The organism is Streptomyces sp. NPDC026673 (assembly GCF_040638135.1).
Taxonomy (GTDB): Bacteria; Actinomycetota; Actinomycetes; order Streptomycetales; family Streptomycetaceae; genus Actinacidiphila.
In genome coordinates, this window is record NZ_JBEZXR010000020.1 from 19,646 (window position 1) to 35,189 (window position 15,544).

The 15,544-nt window shown below is 72.9% G+C and carries 8 protein-coding genes; 3 read left to right on the forward strand and 5 right to left on the reverse strand.

From position 1 onward, the window contains the following. Positions 1-11 precede the first annotated feature (11 nt). Positions 12-458, reverse strand: a complete 447-nt coding sequence (locus tag AB0F62_RS16360) for an Rv3235 family protein (RefSeq protein WP_361798313.1) — start codon at positions 456-458, stop codon at positions 12-14. Positions 459-614: 156 nt separating this feature from the next. Here AB0F62_RS16360 and AB0F62_RS16365 point away from each other — a divergent pair, with 156 nt between their 5' ends. Together AB0F62_RS16365 and AB0F62_RS16370 are read left to right on the forward strand one after the other, a co-directional pair. Further along, entirely contained in the window at positions 615-1,121 is a 507-nt protein-coding gene (locus tag AB0F62_RS16365; RefSeq protein ID WP_361798316.1) for a hypothetical protein, read from the forward strand. A gap of 81 nt (positions 1,122-1,202) precedes the next feature. Continuing rightward, positions 1,203-1,856 (forward strand): HAD family hydrolase, encoded by a 654-nt coding sequence (locus tag AB0F62_RS16370; RefSeq protein WP_361798319.1) that lies wholly within the window; start codon positions 1,203-1,205, stop codon positions 1,854-1,856. A gap of 92 nt (positions 1,857-1,948) precedes the next feature. On the opposite strand, the gene AB0F62_RS16375 is transcribed toward AB0F62_RS16370, so the two are convergent. Further along, a complete protein-coding gene (locus AB0F62_RS16375; RefSeq protein WP_361798322.1) occupies positions 1,949-2,515 on the reverse strand; it encodes a DJ-1/PfpI family protein in 567 nt (188 codons plus the stop codon). 299 nt (positions 2,516-2,814) lie between these two features. On the opposite strand from AB0F62_RS16375, the gene AB0F62_RS16380 reads away from it, so the two are divergent. Then, positions 2,815-7,743: an NAD-glutamate dehydrogenase gene (locus AB0F62_RS16380; protein ID WP_361798325.1), complete on the forward strand. Its 4,929-nt coding sequence runs from the start codon at positions 2,815-2,817 to the stop codon at positions 7,741-7,743. 103 nt (positions 7,744-7,846) lie between these two features. Here the strand turns inward: AB0F62_RS16380 and AB0F62_RS16385 are convergent, their stop codons facing one another. From AB0F62_RS16385 to AB0F62_RS16395, 3 genes are read right to left on the reverse strand one after another with little or no spacing between them, the layout of a single operon-like run. Beyond that, complete coding sequence (locus AB0F62_RS16385) at positions 7,847-9,412, reverse strand: hypothetical protein (RefSeq protein WP_361798328.1); 1,566 nt, start codon at positions 9,410-9,412, stop codon at positions 7,847-7,849. Between the two features lie 59 nt (positions 9,413-9,471). Next, a complete protein-coding gene (locus AB0F62_RS16390; RefSeq protein ID WP_361798331.1) occupies positions 9,472-11,793 on the reverse strand; it encodes a CDP-glycerol:glycerophosphate glycerophosphotransferase in 2,322 nt (773 codons plus the stop codon). Positions 11,794-11,810: 17 nt separating this feature from the next. After that, positions 11,811-15,497, reverse strand: a complete 3,687-nt coding sequence (locus AB0F62_RS16395) for a CDP-glycerol glycerophosphotransferase family protein (RefSeq protein ID WP_361798334.1) — start codon at positions 15,495-15,497, stop codon at positions 11,811-11,813. Between the last annotated feature and the right edge of the window lie 47 nt (positions 15,498-15,544).

Consider the following 15,544-nt stretch of genomic DNA (forward strand, 5'->3'; position numbering starts at 1 on the left):
GCGGGCGCGGGTCAGTGCGCCTCGACGGCGGCGCAGCGCCAGCCGGTGCCGGACCCGGCGCGTCCCGGGGCCCCGCGTTCCGGGCCCTCGCGGCCCACGCGCTCCAGCCGGAAGGCCAGGGCACGCACGACGTGCGGGGTCAGCAGGACGACGGCGCTGACCTCGACGGCCGTTCCGTCGTGGGTGGGGGAGACGCGCGGCGGCTTGAGCAGCCGCGGCAGGTGGCCGCGGGAGACGTAGCGCCAGTCGGCGCGGGCGCCCACGAGGTCCCAGAGCCGGTCGTAGGCCTCGGGCTGCATCCGTCCGGCGAGGCTGGTGATGGGCCGCCGCCCGGTGAGGACCTCCAGCAGCCGCCCGGCGAACCAGACGTGCGGTGGCAGGGCGGTGACGTGCCGCGTGGGCGTGGGTGCGGCTGCGGGCCCGGACACGGGTGCGGACGTGGGCGCGGCTGCGGGCATGGGCGTGATGACAGGCATGGTGGGGACCCCCGTGGTCTACCGGCTGGTAACCGGGTTCTACGGGGACGGGCCCGGAGCCGGGAAGACGGGCCCGCGTTGTCCGGGAAGCGGTGGGGGATTCACCTATCAGGGGTGCCGCGCCCTTATGCTGACGCCATGCGCGTCTACATCCCCACGACCCTCCCAGGCCTGGCCGAGGCGCACAAGGCGGGCGAACTGGGCCCCGCGCCGCTCGACGCCTTCGCGGTGACCCCGAGCCTGCGCGAGTGGTACGTCTCCGACGACATCGAGGAACTGGAGTACGCCGCGCTCACCCGCGCCGCCCAGGCCTCCCTGCGCCTGCTGGCGGTCACCCCGGACGCGCCCCGGCGGCGTGTCGTGGTCGCCGTCGACGTCGCCGACGGCGCCGTCTCCTTCGACCCCGACCGCGCTCTGGACCCCTCGGCGCTGGGCACCGTGCGCCTGGCCGCGCCCGTTCCGATGGCCCGGGCGGCCGCGGTGCACGCCGACTCCGACGAGGCCGAGGGCGACGTCACGGCGGCCGCCGACGCCCTCGGCGCGGCCGACGCGGGCGACGACGACGCCCGCTTCACCGTCGACGGGGCCGAGGACCACGAGCTGCTCTGGTACGCCACCCAGGAGATCCCCTCGCTCATCGCGTGACGTGACCGTACGAACACGCCGCGAGTGGATTTGACCTGGGCACTTGCCTTGGGGACACCGGGTCTGGGTACGGTTTCGGATGTGAACGCGCATCTCGTGTGGGACTGGAACGGCACGCTGCTCCATGACATCGACGCGGTGATCGAGGCCACCAACGCCTCCTTCGCCGAGATCGGGCTGCCGCGGATCACGCTGGAGCGTTACCGCGAGCTGTACTGCGTGCCGGTCCCCCTGTTCTACGAACGGCTCATGGGCCGGCTGCCCACCGACGAGGAGTGGGAGGTGATGGACGACATCTTCCATCGCCACTACTGGACCCTCGCCGGCACCTGCGGTCTCGCCGAGGGGGCGGCCGAGATCCTGGCCAGGCGCCGCTACGAGGGGCTCACGCAGTCGCTGTGCTCCCTCGCGCCCCACGATCAGCTGATACCGATCCTGCGCACGCACGGCATCGAGCACCACTTCGTCCGGGTGGACGGCCGTACCGAGGGAAGCCACACCGGCAAGTCCGAGCAGATGGCACGGCACGTCGCCGCGATGCGGGGCATAGCGCCGGACCGCATCGTGGTGATCGGCGACGCCGTCGACGACGCCGTGGCCGCCAGGCACGTCGGGGCGATGGCGGTGCTGTACACCGGCGGCTCGCACAGCCGGGCGAGCCTGGAGACCGCCGGGGTGCCGGTGGTCGACACGCTGGAGCAGGCGGTGGAGGCCGCCGAGGCCCTGGTCGCCTGAGCGCGCCGCCCGGCCCCCGGCCCAGAGCCCCGGCCCCCGGCCGCCGGCCCAGAGCCCCGGCCCATGCGGCGAGGACCCGGGCGGCCCGCAGGTCAGGTCACCGGCGCCTTGGAGCGGAGCACCGTGAGGAACTCGCGCATCCAGGAGGGGTGGTCCGGCCAGGCGCGCGCGGAGACCACGACGCCGTCGACGACGGCCTCGGAGTCCTGGAAGCTCGCGCCGGCCGCCTCCATGTCCATCTCCAGCGCCGGGTAGGCCGTGACGCGGCGCCCGCTGAGGGCGCCGACCGCGGCCGTCAGCAGGGGGCCGTGGCAGATCTGCGCGACGGGCTTGTCGGCGTCGAAGAACGCCTTGAGGACCTTGCGCAGCTCGGGGTCGTTGCGCAGGTACTCCGGGGCGCGTCCGCCCGGGACGACCACCGCCGCGTACTCGCCGGGGTCGACGTCCGCGAAGGACAGGTCGGCCGGCCAGGTGTAGCCGGGCTTCTCGGTGTAGGTGTCGAAGCCCTCCTCGAAGTCGTGCACGACGAACCTGAGCTTCTTGCGGCTGGGGGCCGCGATGTGCACCTCGTACCCCTCCTCGAGGAGCCGTTGGTACGGGTACATGACTTCCAGCGATTCCGCCGCGTCGCCGGTCACGATCAGGATCTTGGTGGCCATGGCTGGGTGTCCCGCCTCTCGCCGTCTGCTGTCCGTCCGCCGCGTGCTGCCGCGCCGCCCTGCTGTCTCGCGCTGCCGTTGTGTGAACGTCTCGATACATCCCTGAGACGCTCCCCTCCTCAACCTGCACCCGCCCGGCCGGACTGTCCAGTTCGTCAAAGATTGGTTCGTGGTTTTGTACACAAAGAGCCCCTGACAGCCCCCCCGGCCGTAGCGATAGCCTTACAGCGTGATCAGCGCTGATCCACCGATCACCACTACCTACGTCACGCAATGGCGCGCGACAGGAGCATGAGGACATGCAGACCAAGCTGGACGAAGCAAAGGCCGAGCTGCTCGCACGGGCGGCCCGGGTAGCTGAGAACAGCCCGGCGGGGGGACAACCTGGCCAGGGCCTCGAGAAGGAGGCGCTGGGAGCGTTCCTCCAGCGCTACTACCTGCACAGCGCCCCGGAGGACCTGCTCGACCGCGACCCGGTGGACGTCTTCGGCGCCGCCGTGTCCCACCACCGGCTCGCCGAGGTGCGCCCACAGGGGACGGCCAACGTCCGCGTGCACACCCCCTCGGTCGAGGAGAACGGCTGGACGTGCAGCCACACGGTGGTCGAGGTGGTCACCGACGACATGCCGTTCCTGGTGGACTCCGTCACCAACGAGCTGTCCCGGCAGGACCGCGCGATCCACGTCGTCGTCCACCCGCAGATGCTGGTGCGCCGCGATGTGACCGGGAAGCTGCTGGAGGTGCTGGACGCCGCCTCCGGAGACTCGGCCGCCCTCCCGCACGATGTGCTGACCGAGTCCTGGATCCACGTCGAGGTCGACCGCGAGACCGACCGCGAGGACCTGAAGCAGATCACCACGGATCTGCGCCGCGTGCTCTCCGACGTCCGCGAGGCCGTCGAGGACTGGCGGAAGATGCGCGACGCCGCGCTGCGCATCGCCGACGAACTGGCCGCGACCCCGCCCGCCCTGCCCGAGCAGGAGGTCGGCGAGGCATGGGAGCTGCTGCGCTGGCTCTCCGAGGACCACTTCACCTTCCTCGGCTACCGCGAGTACGCGCTCACCACGGAGAGCACCCCCGAGGGCGAGGAGGACGTGCTCACCGCCGTCCCCGGCACCGGGCTGGGCATCCTGCGCTCCGACCCGCGGCACCGCGTCGACGAGACCGACGGCGCCCACGCGGTCTCGCCGTCCTTCAACCGGCTGCCCGCGGACGCCCGCAAGAAGGCCCGCGAGCACAAGCTGCTGATCCTCACCAAGGCCAACAGCCGCTCCACCGTGCACCGCCCGTCCTACCTCGACTACATCGGGGTGAAGAAGTTCGACGCCGACGGCAACGTCATCGGCGAGCGCCGCTTCCTCGGCCTGTTCTCCTCGGCCGCCTACACCGAGTCCGTGCGCCGCGTGCCGGTGATCCGCCGCAAGGTCCAGGAGGTGCTGGACGGCGCCGGGTTCTCCCCGGACAGCCACGACGGCCGCGACCTGCTGCAGATCCTGGAGACCTACCCGCGCGACGAGCTCTTCCAGACCGGCCCGGACGAGCTGCGCGAGATCGTCACCAGCGTGCTGTACCTGCAGGAGCGCCGCCGGCTGCGGCTGTTCCTGCGCCAGGACGAGTACGGCCGCTACTTCTCGGCGCTGGTCTACCTGCCCCGGGACCGCTACACCACGGGCGTGCGGCTGCGGCTGACCGACATCCTCAAGGAGGAGCTGAACGGGGTCACCGCGGACTTCACCGCCTGGAACACCGAGTCGGTGCTCTCCCGGCTGCACTTCGTGGTCCGCGTCGCGGCCGGCACCACGCTGCCGCACCTCACCGACCGCGACGTCGAGCGGATCGAGAACCGGCTCGCCGACGCCGCCCGCTCCTGGGCCGACGGCTTCGCCGAGGCGCTGACCTCCGAGTGCGGCGAGGAGCGCGCGGCCGAGCTGACCCGCCGCTACGCGCACGCCTTCCCCGACGGCTACCGCGCCGACTTCACGCCCCGCGCGGCCGTCGCCGACCTGCAGCACCTGGAGCGCCTCAACGGCGAGGACTTCTGCCTCAGCCTGTACGAGCCGGTGGGCGCCGCCCCCGACGAGCGCCGCTTCAAGATCTACCGCACCGGCGCCCCCGTGTCGCTGTCGGCGGTGCTGCCGGTGCTGCAGCGCCTGGGCGTCGAGGTCATCGACGAGCGCCCGTACGAGATGCGCCGCGCCGACGGCACCCGGGCCTGGATCTACGACTTCGGGCTGCGGATCGACCCGTCGCTGGGCGACCTCGGCGACGACGCCCGCGAGCGCTTCCAGGACGCCTTCACCGCGACGTGGACCGGGCAGGCCGAGAACGACGGCTTCAACTCCCTGGTGCTGCGGGCCGGGCTGACCTGGCGCCAGGCGATGGTGCTGCGGGCGTACGCCAAGTACCTGCGGCAGGCCGGCACGGCCTTCTCGCAGGACTACATGGAGGACACCCTCCGCAACAACGTCCACACCACCCGGCTGCTGGTCAACCTCTTCCAGGCCCGGCTCTCCCCGGACCACCAGCGGGCCGGCAGCGAGCTGACCGACGCCCTGCTGGAGGAGGTGGACGCCGCCCTGGAGCAGGTCGCGAGCCTGGACGAGGACCGCATCCTGCGCTCCTTCCTCACCCTCATCAAGGCGACGCTGCGCACCAACTACTTCCAGCGCGCCGACGGCGGCAAGCCGCACGCCTATGTGTCGATGAAGTTCGACCCGCAGGCGATCCCGGACCTGCCCGCGCCGCGCCCGGCGTACGAGATCTGGGTGTACTCCCCGCGCGTGGAGGGCGTGCACCTGCGCTTCGGCAAGGTCGCCCGCGGCGGCCTGCGCTGGTCCGACCGGCGCGAGGACTTCCGCACCGAGGTCCTCGGTCTGGTCAAGGCGCAGATGGTGAAGAACACCGTCATCGTGCCGGTCGGCGCCAAGGGCGGCTTCGTCGCCAAGCAGCTGCCGGACCCGGCGGCCGACCGCGAGGCGTGGCTGACCGAGGGCATCACCTCGTACAAGACCTTCATCTCCGGTCTGCTCGACGTCACCGACAACCTGGTCGGCGGGCAGGTCGTGCCGCCGGCCGACGTGGTCCGCCACGACGGCGACGACACCTACCTGGTGGTGGCGGCCGACAAGGGCACCGCGTCCTTCTCGGACATCGCCAACGAGGTCGCCACGTCGTACGGCTTCTGGCTCGGCGACGCCTTCGCCTCCGGCGGCTCGGTCGGCTACGACCACAAGAAGATGGGCATCACCGCCCGCGGCGCCTGGGAGTCGGTCAAGCGGCACTTCCGCGAGATGGGCCACGACACCCAGAACGAGGACTTCACCGTCGTCGGCGTCGGCGACATGTCCGGTGACGTCTTCGGCAACGGCATGCTGCTCAGCGAGCACATCCGGCTGGTCGCGGCCTTCGACCACCGGCACATCTTCATCGACCCGCAGCCCGACGCGGCGACCTCGTTCGCCGAGCGGCGCCGGATGTTCGAGCTGCCGCGCTCCTCGTGGGCGGAGTACGACGCGAAGCTGATCTCGCACGGCGGCGGGATCTTCCCGCGCAGCGCCAAGGCGATCACGATCACCCCGCAGATCCGCAAGGCGCTCGGCATCGAGCAGCCGGTGGCGAAGATGACCCCGGCCGACCTGATGAAGGCGATCCTCAAGGCCCCGGTGGACCTGCTGTGGAACGGCGGCATCGGCACCTATGTGAAGGCCGCCACCGAGTCCCACGCGGACGTCGGCGACAAGGCCAACGACGCGATCCGCGTGGACGGCTGCGAGCTGCGCGCCAAGGTCGTCGGCGAAGGCGGCAACCTGGGCCTGACCCAGCTCGGCCGGATCGAGTTCGCCCAGTCCGGCGGACGGGTCAACACCGACGCCATCGACAACAGCGCCGGCGTGGACGCCTCCGACCACGAGGTCAACATCAAGATCCTGGTCAACGCGGTCGTCGCCGAGGGCGACATGACCGTCAAGCAGCGCAACTCGCTGCTGGCCGAGATGACCGACGAGGTCGGAGCCCTCGTGCTGCGCAACAACTACGCGCAGAACGTGGCCCTGGCCAACGGCATGGCCCAGTCCGGCAGCCTGCTCCACGCCCACCAGCGCTTCCTGCGCAGGCTGGTCCGGGACGGCAAGCTGGACCGGGCGCTGGAGTTCCTGCCCTCCGACCGGCAGATCCGCGAGCGGCTGAACGCGGGCCACGGCCTGACCCAGCCGGAGCTGGCCGTCCTCCTCGCCTACACCAAGATCACCGTGGCGGAGGAGCTGCTCACCACGGATCTGCCCGACGACCCGTACTTGCGGCAGCTGCTCGACGCGTACTTCCCCAAGGCGCTGCACGAGCGGTTCCCGGCGCAGATCGACGGGCACGCGCTGCGCCGCGAGATCGTGACGACGGTGCTGGTCAACGACACGGTCAACACCGGCGGCAGCACCTTCCTGCACCGCTTCCGGGAGGAGACCGGGGCCACCACCGAGGAGATCGTCCGGGCGCACACCGCGGCCCGCGCCATCTTCGGCCTGGGCGCGATCTGGGACGAGGTGGAGGCCCTGGACACGGTCGTCCCGGCCGACGTCCAGACCCGGATCCGGCTGCACTCGCGGCGGCTGGTCGAGCGCGGCACCCGCTGGCTGCTGAACAACCGGCCGCAGCCGCTGGCGATCGCCGAGACGATCGACTTCTTCCGCGACGGCGTCACGACCGTGTGGGCGGTGCTGCCCAAGCTGCTGCGCGGCGCGGACCTGGAGTGGTACGAGTCGATCCACGACGAGCTGACCGGCGCGGGCGTGCCGGAGGAGCTGGCGACGAAGGTGGCCGGGCTCTCCTCCGCCTTCCCGGCCCTCGACATCGTCGACGTCGCCGACCGGACGGGCAAGGACCCGCTGGCGGTCGCCGAGGTCTACTACGACCTCGCCGACCGGCTGCAGATCACGCAGCTGCTCGACCGCATCATCGAGCTGCCGCGCGCCGACCGCTGGCACTCCATGGCCCGCGCGTCGATCCGCGAGGACCTCTTCGCGGCGCACGCGGCGCTGACCCAGGACGTGCTCTCCGTCGGCAACGGCTCGTCCACGCCGGAGCAGCGCTACCAGGCGTGGGAGGAGTCCAACAGCGCGCTGGTCGGGCGCGCCAGGACGACGCTCGACGAGATCCAGGGCTCGGAGAGCTTCGACCTGGCGAACCTGTCGGTGGCGATGCGGACGATCCGCTCGCTGCTGCGCGCGCGGCGCTGACACACGGCGCCGACACACGGCGCCTGACGCCTGACGCCTGACGGCGACCGTACGACGGCAGGGGCCGGGGAGCACGCTCCCCGGCCTCTGCCGCGTGGACGGCTCAGCCGATCCGGTACAGCCGCTCGCCGGTGCGCGGGCCCTGGGCGACCTGGACGCCGCCCGGCGGGGCCGGGTCGTCCGGCTCGGTCATCACCCACTTCACGTGGTAGCGGCGGGCGATGGCCAGGCGCTGGTCCATGGGCGTCGAGGGGGACAGGTAGGCGCGTACGTCGCCCTCGCGGCGCTCGCGGTCGGTCTGCGTCGTCGACGGGTCGGGCCAGGTCGGTGACACCAGGAACGCGCCGTAGGCGGGCATGACGTGCTTGGGGGTGTAGTCGTCGGTGAGGAGCACGTCGCCGACGGCGATGTGCTCCTGCGCCCACAGGTAGCTGGGCCAGGTGCTCAGCCGCTGCAGCTGCAGCGCCGGCGGTACGTAGCGCGGCGGCACGATCGCGCCCGCCTGCGCCACCAGGCCCGCGCAGGCCGCCACCGCCGCCACCGGGGCCAGCACCCTCCGCAGCGGCGTCCACGGAGGGGCCCCGGCGAGTTCCACCGCCAGCGCGAACTGCAGCGGCACCAGCAGCAGCCCGAAGATCCGCCCGAAGGAGTAGGAACCGCTCAGCCAGCCGTAGGCGGCGACCGCGCAGTCCGCGGCGAACATCAGCACCAGCGGGTCGAAGCGGTTGAGCCGCAGCCGCCACAGCAGGGCGGGCAGCCCGGCCAGGGCCAGGCCGTACCACTGCCACAGGTCCGCGTAGAGCCGCCGGTGGATGTCGTCGACCGTGGGGTCGCCCAGCAGGGCGGAGAGGCTGAAGTACGGCCACCAGGCGGCGATCGCGAAGGCGACGGCGCCGGTCAGCGCCCACCGGCCGAAGACGCCGGCCGCGACGGGCGTGCGCTGCATGCCGATGACGATGGCGATCACCCCGATGACGGTGCCCATCGCCGTGAAGGGGTGTACGAGCAGCACCGTCCCGATGAGCAGCCCGAGGCCGGCGTGCAGCCATGTCCCGGCGAAGCCGCGCCGGGCGGCCCGCGCGGTGAGCGCCCACACCCAGAAGGTCACCCCGACGGCGAAGGCACTGGGGTAGGCCAGCCCCCGGATCATCGACTGCAGGCCGAGGAAGCCGCTCCACTCCTTGTGCTGCGGCCCCCACAGCAGGACGAACGCGGCGAGCGCCAGCACCGGCGCCCAGCGCCGGTTGCTCAGCACGCGGGTGAAGGCCCCGATACCGGTGACGACCAGAGCCAGGTTGACCGGGCCGCAGGCCTTGAGCAGCTGCCAGCCCGGAACGCCCGTCAGCTTCGACAGCAGCCCGAGCAGGACGGTGTAGGGGGTGAAGTACGGGCTGCCGGAGCCCGGTACGTCGAGCAGCGGGTTGGCCGGATGCCACCAGTCCGCGGCGATCCGCTCGATCGCCGCGGCGTGCTGCCCGAAGTCGGAGGCGACGGGGGACTGCCAGGCGCGGACGGCCACCACCACCCAGAAGAGGGTGCCGAGGACCAGGTAGGGCGAGGGCTGCCGCACCTCCCGCAGTTCGTACGCCTGGATCCGCCAGTCCCGCTGGGTCAGCACGCCGGTCACCATCGCCCTCCCGGCCGTCGTCGACTCGTCACCTCGTTCCACTCGATGCTTGATCGTGACGGGCGCGGCTGCATCCCGGCGGGGCCCGTACGGGGGCCCGGCTACGGGTGGGCGGCGGCTTCCTGCGGCCCGGAGTGCGGTCCGGAGTGCGGCCCGGTCTGCGGCCCGGTGCGCGGCTCCCGCGGCGGGGTGGGGACACCGTGGGGCGCGGGGGCCGGCGCGGGGGTGCGGGCGTCGAGCGGGACGAGGGGCAGCGGCTCGGTCTCGCCCAGGAAGACGCGCCGCACGACCCGTTCGGCGGCCCGCCCGTCGTCGAAGGCGCAGAAGCGCCGGCGGAAGGCGGCCCGCAGTTCCGCCGCGGCGGCGCCGTTCCAGGCGCCGTCGCGGAAGACGGAGATCAGCTCGTCGTCGCTGGTGGAGACGGCTCCGGGGGTGTCGCCCGGGGCGCCGGACAGCAGGTCGAAGTAGACCCCGCGGCTGGCCCGGTAGACCGGCCAGTCGTCGGCGTGGACGACGATGGGCCGGTCGAGGAGGGCGTAGTCGAACATGATCGACGAATAGTCGGTGACGAGGGCGTCGGCGGCCAGGCACAGCTGTTCGACCGACGGGTGCCGGGAGACGTCGACCAGCAGTCCCTCCTTGTGCAGCGCCTTCAGCCGGGCGTCCTCGCCGTGGAAGTAGTGGATGCGGGTCAGCAGCACGAAGTCCTCGCCGAGTGCCCGGCACACCCGTTCCACGTCCAGCCGCGGCACGAAGTTCTTCTGGTAGTCGCGCGTCGTCGGCGCGTACAGGATCGCGGTGCGGCCGGGTGCGATGCCCAGGGCCGCGCGGGCGTGGGCGACCTCCGCGGCGCCGGCGGTCAGGAAGACGTCGTTGCGGGGGTAGCCGGTCTCCAGATGCTGCCAGGAGGAGGGGTAGACGCGTTCCCAGATCTCGCTGGAGTGCGGATTGGAGGAGAGGCTGTAGTCCCAGCGGTCCACCCGCTCCAGCAGCCGGCGGAAGCTCATGCCCTTGGCGGAGGCGGGGTAGCGCTGCTGGTCGATCCCCATTTTCTTCAGCGGGGTGCCGTGGTGGGTCTGCAGGTGGACGCTGCCGGGTCGCTTCAGTACGTCATTGGGGAAGTTGACGTTGCTGACCAGGTACGTGGCCCGGGCCATCAGCCGCCAGTAGCGCCGGGTGCGCGGCACGACGTAGTCCACGCCCTTGGGCACCCGGGGGACGTCGGACTTGCGGACCAGCCACACCCCGTGGACGGCGGGGGCGAGTTCCCGGGCCTTGTGGTAGATCGCGGCCGGGTTGCAGAACACCCCGCGGTCCCAGTAGGCCGAGTACACCGCGAGGTGGGGGTCGAGCGGCCGCCGCAGGTGGTACGCGTACAGGGCGGACTTGGCGCGCTGCGCCAGCCGCCGGCGCATCCGGCGCCTGCGCCGGGCCAGCTCCCTGCGGGCCTCTCCCGGCACGTCGCCCAGCCGTGCCAGCAGCCAGCTGCCGCGGGCGAGCCGCCGGTAGCCGACGGCCTTGTCCGCCGGGGCCGTGAAGCCCTCCGGCAGGTGGCGGGCGTACCAGCGGGCGGCGAGCCGGAAGAACGCGCCGCGCAGCCGGGGCGGGATTCGGTCGGGGTTGCCCAGGCAGAACAGGAAGTGGCTCACGGCCCGCTCGAACAGCATCGGCCGCAGCGGCGCCAGATGCTCGCGGCCGGGCCCGTCGAGGAAGTCAAAGAGCCGGGTGTACTGGTCGAGGATGACGAAGTGGTTGCGGCCCGGGCTGCGGGTGCTGGCGCCGCTGCGACGCTGCCGGTACTCCAGCACCACGCGTGCCAGGCACGAGATGCGCTCGGCGCTGAGCATCGTCACATAGGAGACGAGGGCGTCCTCGTAGATGCCGTCGCTGAAGGAGAAGCCGTGCCCCCGGTAGAAGGCGCGGCGGTAGACCCGGTTGGAGGTCATCGCGAAGAGCCGCAGGAACTCCGGGCGTTCGGTGATCCGGAAGACGTCCGTGCCGGCCGAGGCGAGCAGCTCCCCGAAGACGCTCTTCTCGGACGCCTCCCACCAGTAGGTGCGCACATGGTCGAAGTAGAGGATGTCGGGGTCGCCGTCCTGCTTCAGGCGTTCGGCGACCGCCTCCAGGGAGCCGGGGGCGAGGGTGTCGTCGCCGTCGAGGAAGAGCAGGTAGTCGCCGGTGGCCCGCTCGGCCCCGGTGTTGCGGGACCGCCCCACGCCCAGGTTCTCCTCGTGGTGCAGCGCGATCACCCGGGAGTCGCGGGCCGCGTACTCGTCGAGGATGCGGCCGCAGTGGTCCGGCGAGCGGTCGTCGACGGCGATCACCTCGAGGTCGGGCAGTGACTGCGACAGCACCGAGTCGAGGCAGGCGCGCAGATAGCCCTGAACCGTGTGGACCGGGACGATGACGGAGAAGCGGGGCATGTGGATCCTGGGTTCCCTCAGGGTCGGTGGCGGTCGGACTCGAGCAGCCGGTCGGCGGCGCGGGCCGCCGCACCGCCGTCGTCGAGGTGGCAGAACGTGGTGCGGAAGTGCGCGTACGCGTCGGCGCTGTGCCGTGCCACGGTGCCGAGGTCGCGCAGCGCGCCGGCCAGGTCGGCGGTGGAGTGCAGCAGCGGGCCCGGGGCCTGGGCCTCGAAGTCGGGGTAGAAACCGCGCAGGGTGTCGCGGAAGTGCTCCAGGTCGGGGACGAGGAAGAGCATCGGCCGGCCGGTGTTGGCGAAGTCGACCGCCGGTGACGCGTAGTCGGTGACCAGGACGTCGGCGATCAGCAGCAGCTCGGCCACGTCCGGGTGGGCGGACACGTCGCGCACGAAACCGGAGCGCGGGGTGCGGAGGCGGTCGGCGACCAGGGGGTGGGAGCGGAAGAGCAGCACATGGTCGGCGCCCAGGGCGCGTTCGGCCTCCGCCAGGTCCAGGTACGGCGACACGCGGTAGTGCTCGCCGTCGTAGGCCAGGTCGTCGCGGCGGGTCGGGGCGTACAGCACCACCGTGCGGTCCCGGGGGATCCGCAGCCGGTCGCGCAGCGCGGCGGCCATCTTGTCGCGGTCGTCGGCGAGGAGCACGTCCGTGCGGGGCAGTCCGGTCTCGGCGATCGGGCCGTCGTAGCCGAGCGCGGAACGCAGCAGGGGGGTGCTGTGGGCGTTCGGCGACAGCAGCAGGCTCCACTGGGCGCCAGGGTCGCGCGGCGGGCGGGGCAGGTGTACCAGGTCCGCGCAGAGGGTGCCCGCGAGGTCCCGGCCCGTCCTCTTGAGCGGGGTGCCGTGCCAGGTCTGCAGCACGGTCTGGTCGGGGCGGCGCGCGAACCACTCCGGCAGGTGGGTGTTGGTGACGATGTAGCGGCTGCGGGCGAGCGCCTCGTACCAGGCGGCGCTGTGCAGCACGACCGGCCGCGCGCTCGCCGCCGGGGGCGCCTGGCCGTCCCTGACCACCCACAGGTGCTCCAGGCCGTCCGCCGCGCGGCGGCGCAGCAGCTCCTCGTGGACGGCGCGCGGCGAGTCCCCGTACGCCCGCCCGTCGAAGGCGCTGTACAGCACCGCCTCGCGGCGCGGCAGCCCGCGGGTGCGCGGGTGGTGGCTCTCGCGGAGCAGCCGCTGCCGGTACGGGCCGCGCTGCGGCTCCGGCACGGTGGGCCGGGCGTCGACGAACAGCCGGTCGTGGAAGCGCCGGTCCACGCAGAAGGTCTTCCCGCCCGCCTCCGCCGCCATCGGCAGTGCCTCGAACACGCCCGGTGCGACCCGCACCGGGGCGTCGGTGCCGGCGCCGTCGCGCAGGTGCAGGTACCAGCGGCCGGCGGGCAGCGGCACGGTGCCGGCGAGCGTCTCCAGCGCGCCGGGGCGCAGGGTGGCGGTGAAGCGGCGCCCCTGATGGGGGGCCGGACCCGCCGGGTCCTCCGGCGCGAGCGCCAGCGGCGGGATGGCGCTGGACGGTGCCGGGGACCCCGGACGCCGTCCCGGGACGCCGTCGGCCTGGACCGGGACGGCGTACTCGACGCGGTGCGTACCGTGCTTCAGCACCAGTTCCGCGGGGCCCGGGGCGGAACCCGGCGCGAGGCGGCCCGCCACGACCAGCGCGCCCTCGGCGGTCCAGCCGATGGCGTCGGCGACGGGCTGCGGGGTGCGGTCGCGCAGCACCAGCTTCCCCGACGCCTTCGCCTCGACCAGCAGCCGCCGCGGCGTCCCCCCGAGGCGGGGGTCGGTGCCCAGGTCGTAGTGCCCGGCGGGCAGCGCGTCGTCGAGGTGGACGGGATCGGCGTGCCCGGGGCGCAGCAGCGCGACGTCCCAGCTGTCGGTGTCCTCGGGGCGGATCTCCTTGGGCCCGGCCTCCAGCGCGGGCCGGGCGGCCGCCAGGTCGGCGAGGGGCACGCGGGCCCGGCGGACGCCGCCGTCCGTGTCCGCGGGGTCCGGGGGCTCCAGCGGATACTCCAGGACGGTCGGGCTCGCGGAGTGCGACAGCCGGACCGCGGTCGCCTGCCGCGCACCGGTGAAGTCCAGTTCCACCGCCCCGTCGCCGGCCGCCCGGTGACCGGTCAGCCGCCGGACCTCGGGTTCCACCGACAGGTGCAGCCGCCCCTGCCGGTAGTACGGCACGAGCCGCATCCCGCCGCCGGTCGCGTACGACGGCGGGGACGCCCCCGAGCCCGCCTCCGCGGCCCGCAGGCCCGCCCTGCGGATGACGCCTTTCGCCGCGACGACCACCCCGAGCCGCCAGCGGCCCGCCCGCGGTTCGCCCTGGCGCCGGCCGGTGGTCAGCCGGGCCGGGTCGATCGTGATCTCGAAGCCCGACCAGTCGTAGCAGTGTTCCTCCTGGCGCGAGTTGAGGGTCGCGGCGGGCTCCTGCCGGATCCTGACCGGCAGCAGCACCACCTTGGCCCGGCGGCCGTGGCCGTGGACGGCCACGGCGGTGATGTGCGCGGCGCCCTTGCGGTCCGCGTCGATGTTGCGCAGATAGGCGTATCCGCGCAGGACGAGCCGGCCGTTCTCCCGCACCACCTCGCGCACCCGCGCGCGGACCGGGAAGTCGGCGCGCCGCAGCCGGGCGGCCGAGGCCGGCAGGGTGATCCGGCCGCCGTCCGGGCCGCGCAGCACCGCCCTCTTGCGCAGCGGCGGGCCGGCGACGGCGAAGCCGGAGGAGTTGCGCTGTTCGTGGTCGAGCACGGCCAGCAGGTCGTCGAGGCGGTCCTTGACGATCAGGTGCCACTTGATGCGCAGCCCGGCCGGCAGTTCGGGGAAGAGGGTGGGGTCGACCCGGGTGAGCCAGTCCCGGCAGCGGTCCATGAAGACCCGCCGGTACTCGGGCCCGGCCATCGGCAGGGCGTCGATGAAGTACAGCAGGTCGTCGGTGAGGACCGAGCGGTCGTAGGCGCGCTTGTAGGACGTCCAGCGGGTGCGGGCCGGGTCCCCGAGGAAGCGGCTGACGTGGTCGACGGCGGCGATCCGGTCGCGCACGCCCTTCACGTCGGTGCGGCGCCGGGTGATGGAGCCCTCGCGGATGCGCCAGTAGTAGACGTGCTCGTGCAGCACGTCGACGGACTCGGCGAGGAAGTGCGCGGGGATGGTGAGCGGGGTGTCCTCGTAGAGCACGCCCTCGGGGAACGCGAGGTGGTGCCGGTCCCAGAAGGAGCGGCGGAAGACCTTGTTCCAGGCGACCCGGTCGGAGAGCAGGCTCAGGTCCCGGGTGATGTGGGTGCCGGTGACGGTGCGGGTCATGTCCCGGTGCTGCCAGGCCTGGCTGCGGCCGTCGGCGGTGAGCCGCCAGACGTTGCCCGTCGCGAAGTCCGAGCCGGACCCGTCCAGCAGCCCCACCAGCCTCTCGTAGGCGCGCGGCGGAAGGATGTCGTCGCTGTCCAGGAAGCACAGGTACTCGGTGCGCGGGTCGGCGTGGCGGGTACCGGTGTTGCGGGCGTGCCCCAGCCCGCCGTTCTCCTGGCGGACCAGCCGGAAGCGCGGATCGCGGTCGGCGAACCCCTGGGCGATCTCCGGACCGGAGTCGGTGGAGCCGTCGTCCACCATGACCACGTCGAGCGCGTCGAGGGTCTGGGCGGCCACCGAGCGCAGGCACTCCGCCAGCCAGCTCTCGACGTTGTGGACCGGAACGACGACCGTGAGGCGGGGCGTGCGCGATGACATCGGTGACGTGGCCCTTTCCGGACGAGGGCGACAGGGGGGCGAGGGGT

Bases quoted from the DNA above. Each gene is read 5' to 3' on its own strand.
- AB0F62_RS16360 (WP_361798313.1), bottom strand. From the start codon at position 458: ATGCCCGCAGCCGCGCCCACGTCCGCACCCGTGTCCGGGCCCGCAGCC.
- AB0F62_RS16365 (WP_361798316.1), top strand. From the start codon at position 615: ATGCGCGTCTACATCCCCACGACCCTCCCAGGCCTGGCCGAGGCGCAC.
- AB0F62_RS16375 (WP_361798322.1), bottom strand. From the start codon at position 2,515: ATGGCCACCAAGATCCTGATCGTGACCGGCGACGCGGCGGAATCGCTG.
- AB0F62_RS16380 (WP_361798325.1), top strand. From the start codon at position 2,815: ATGCAGACCAAGCTGGACGAAGCAAAGGCCGAGCTGCTCGCACGGGCG.
- AB0F62_RS16390 (WP_361798331.1), bottom strand. From the start codon at position 11,793: ATGCCCCGCTTCTCCGTCATCGTCCCGGTCCACACGGTTCAGGGCTAT.
- AB0F62_RS16395 (WP_361798334.1), bottom strand. From the start codon at position 15,497: ATGTCATCGCGCACGCCCCGCCTCACGGTCGTCGTTCCGGTCCACAAC.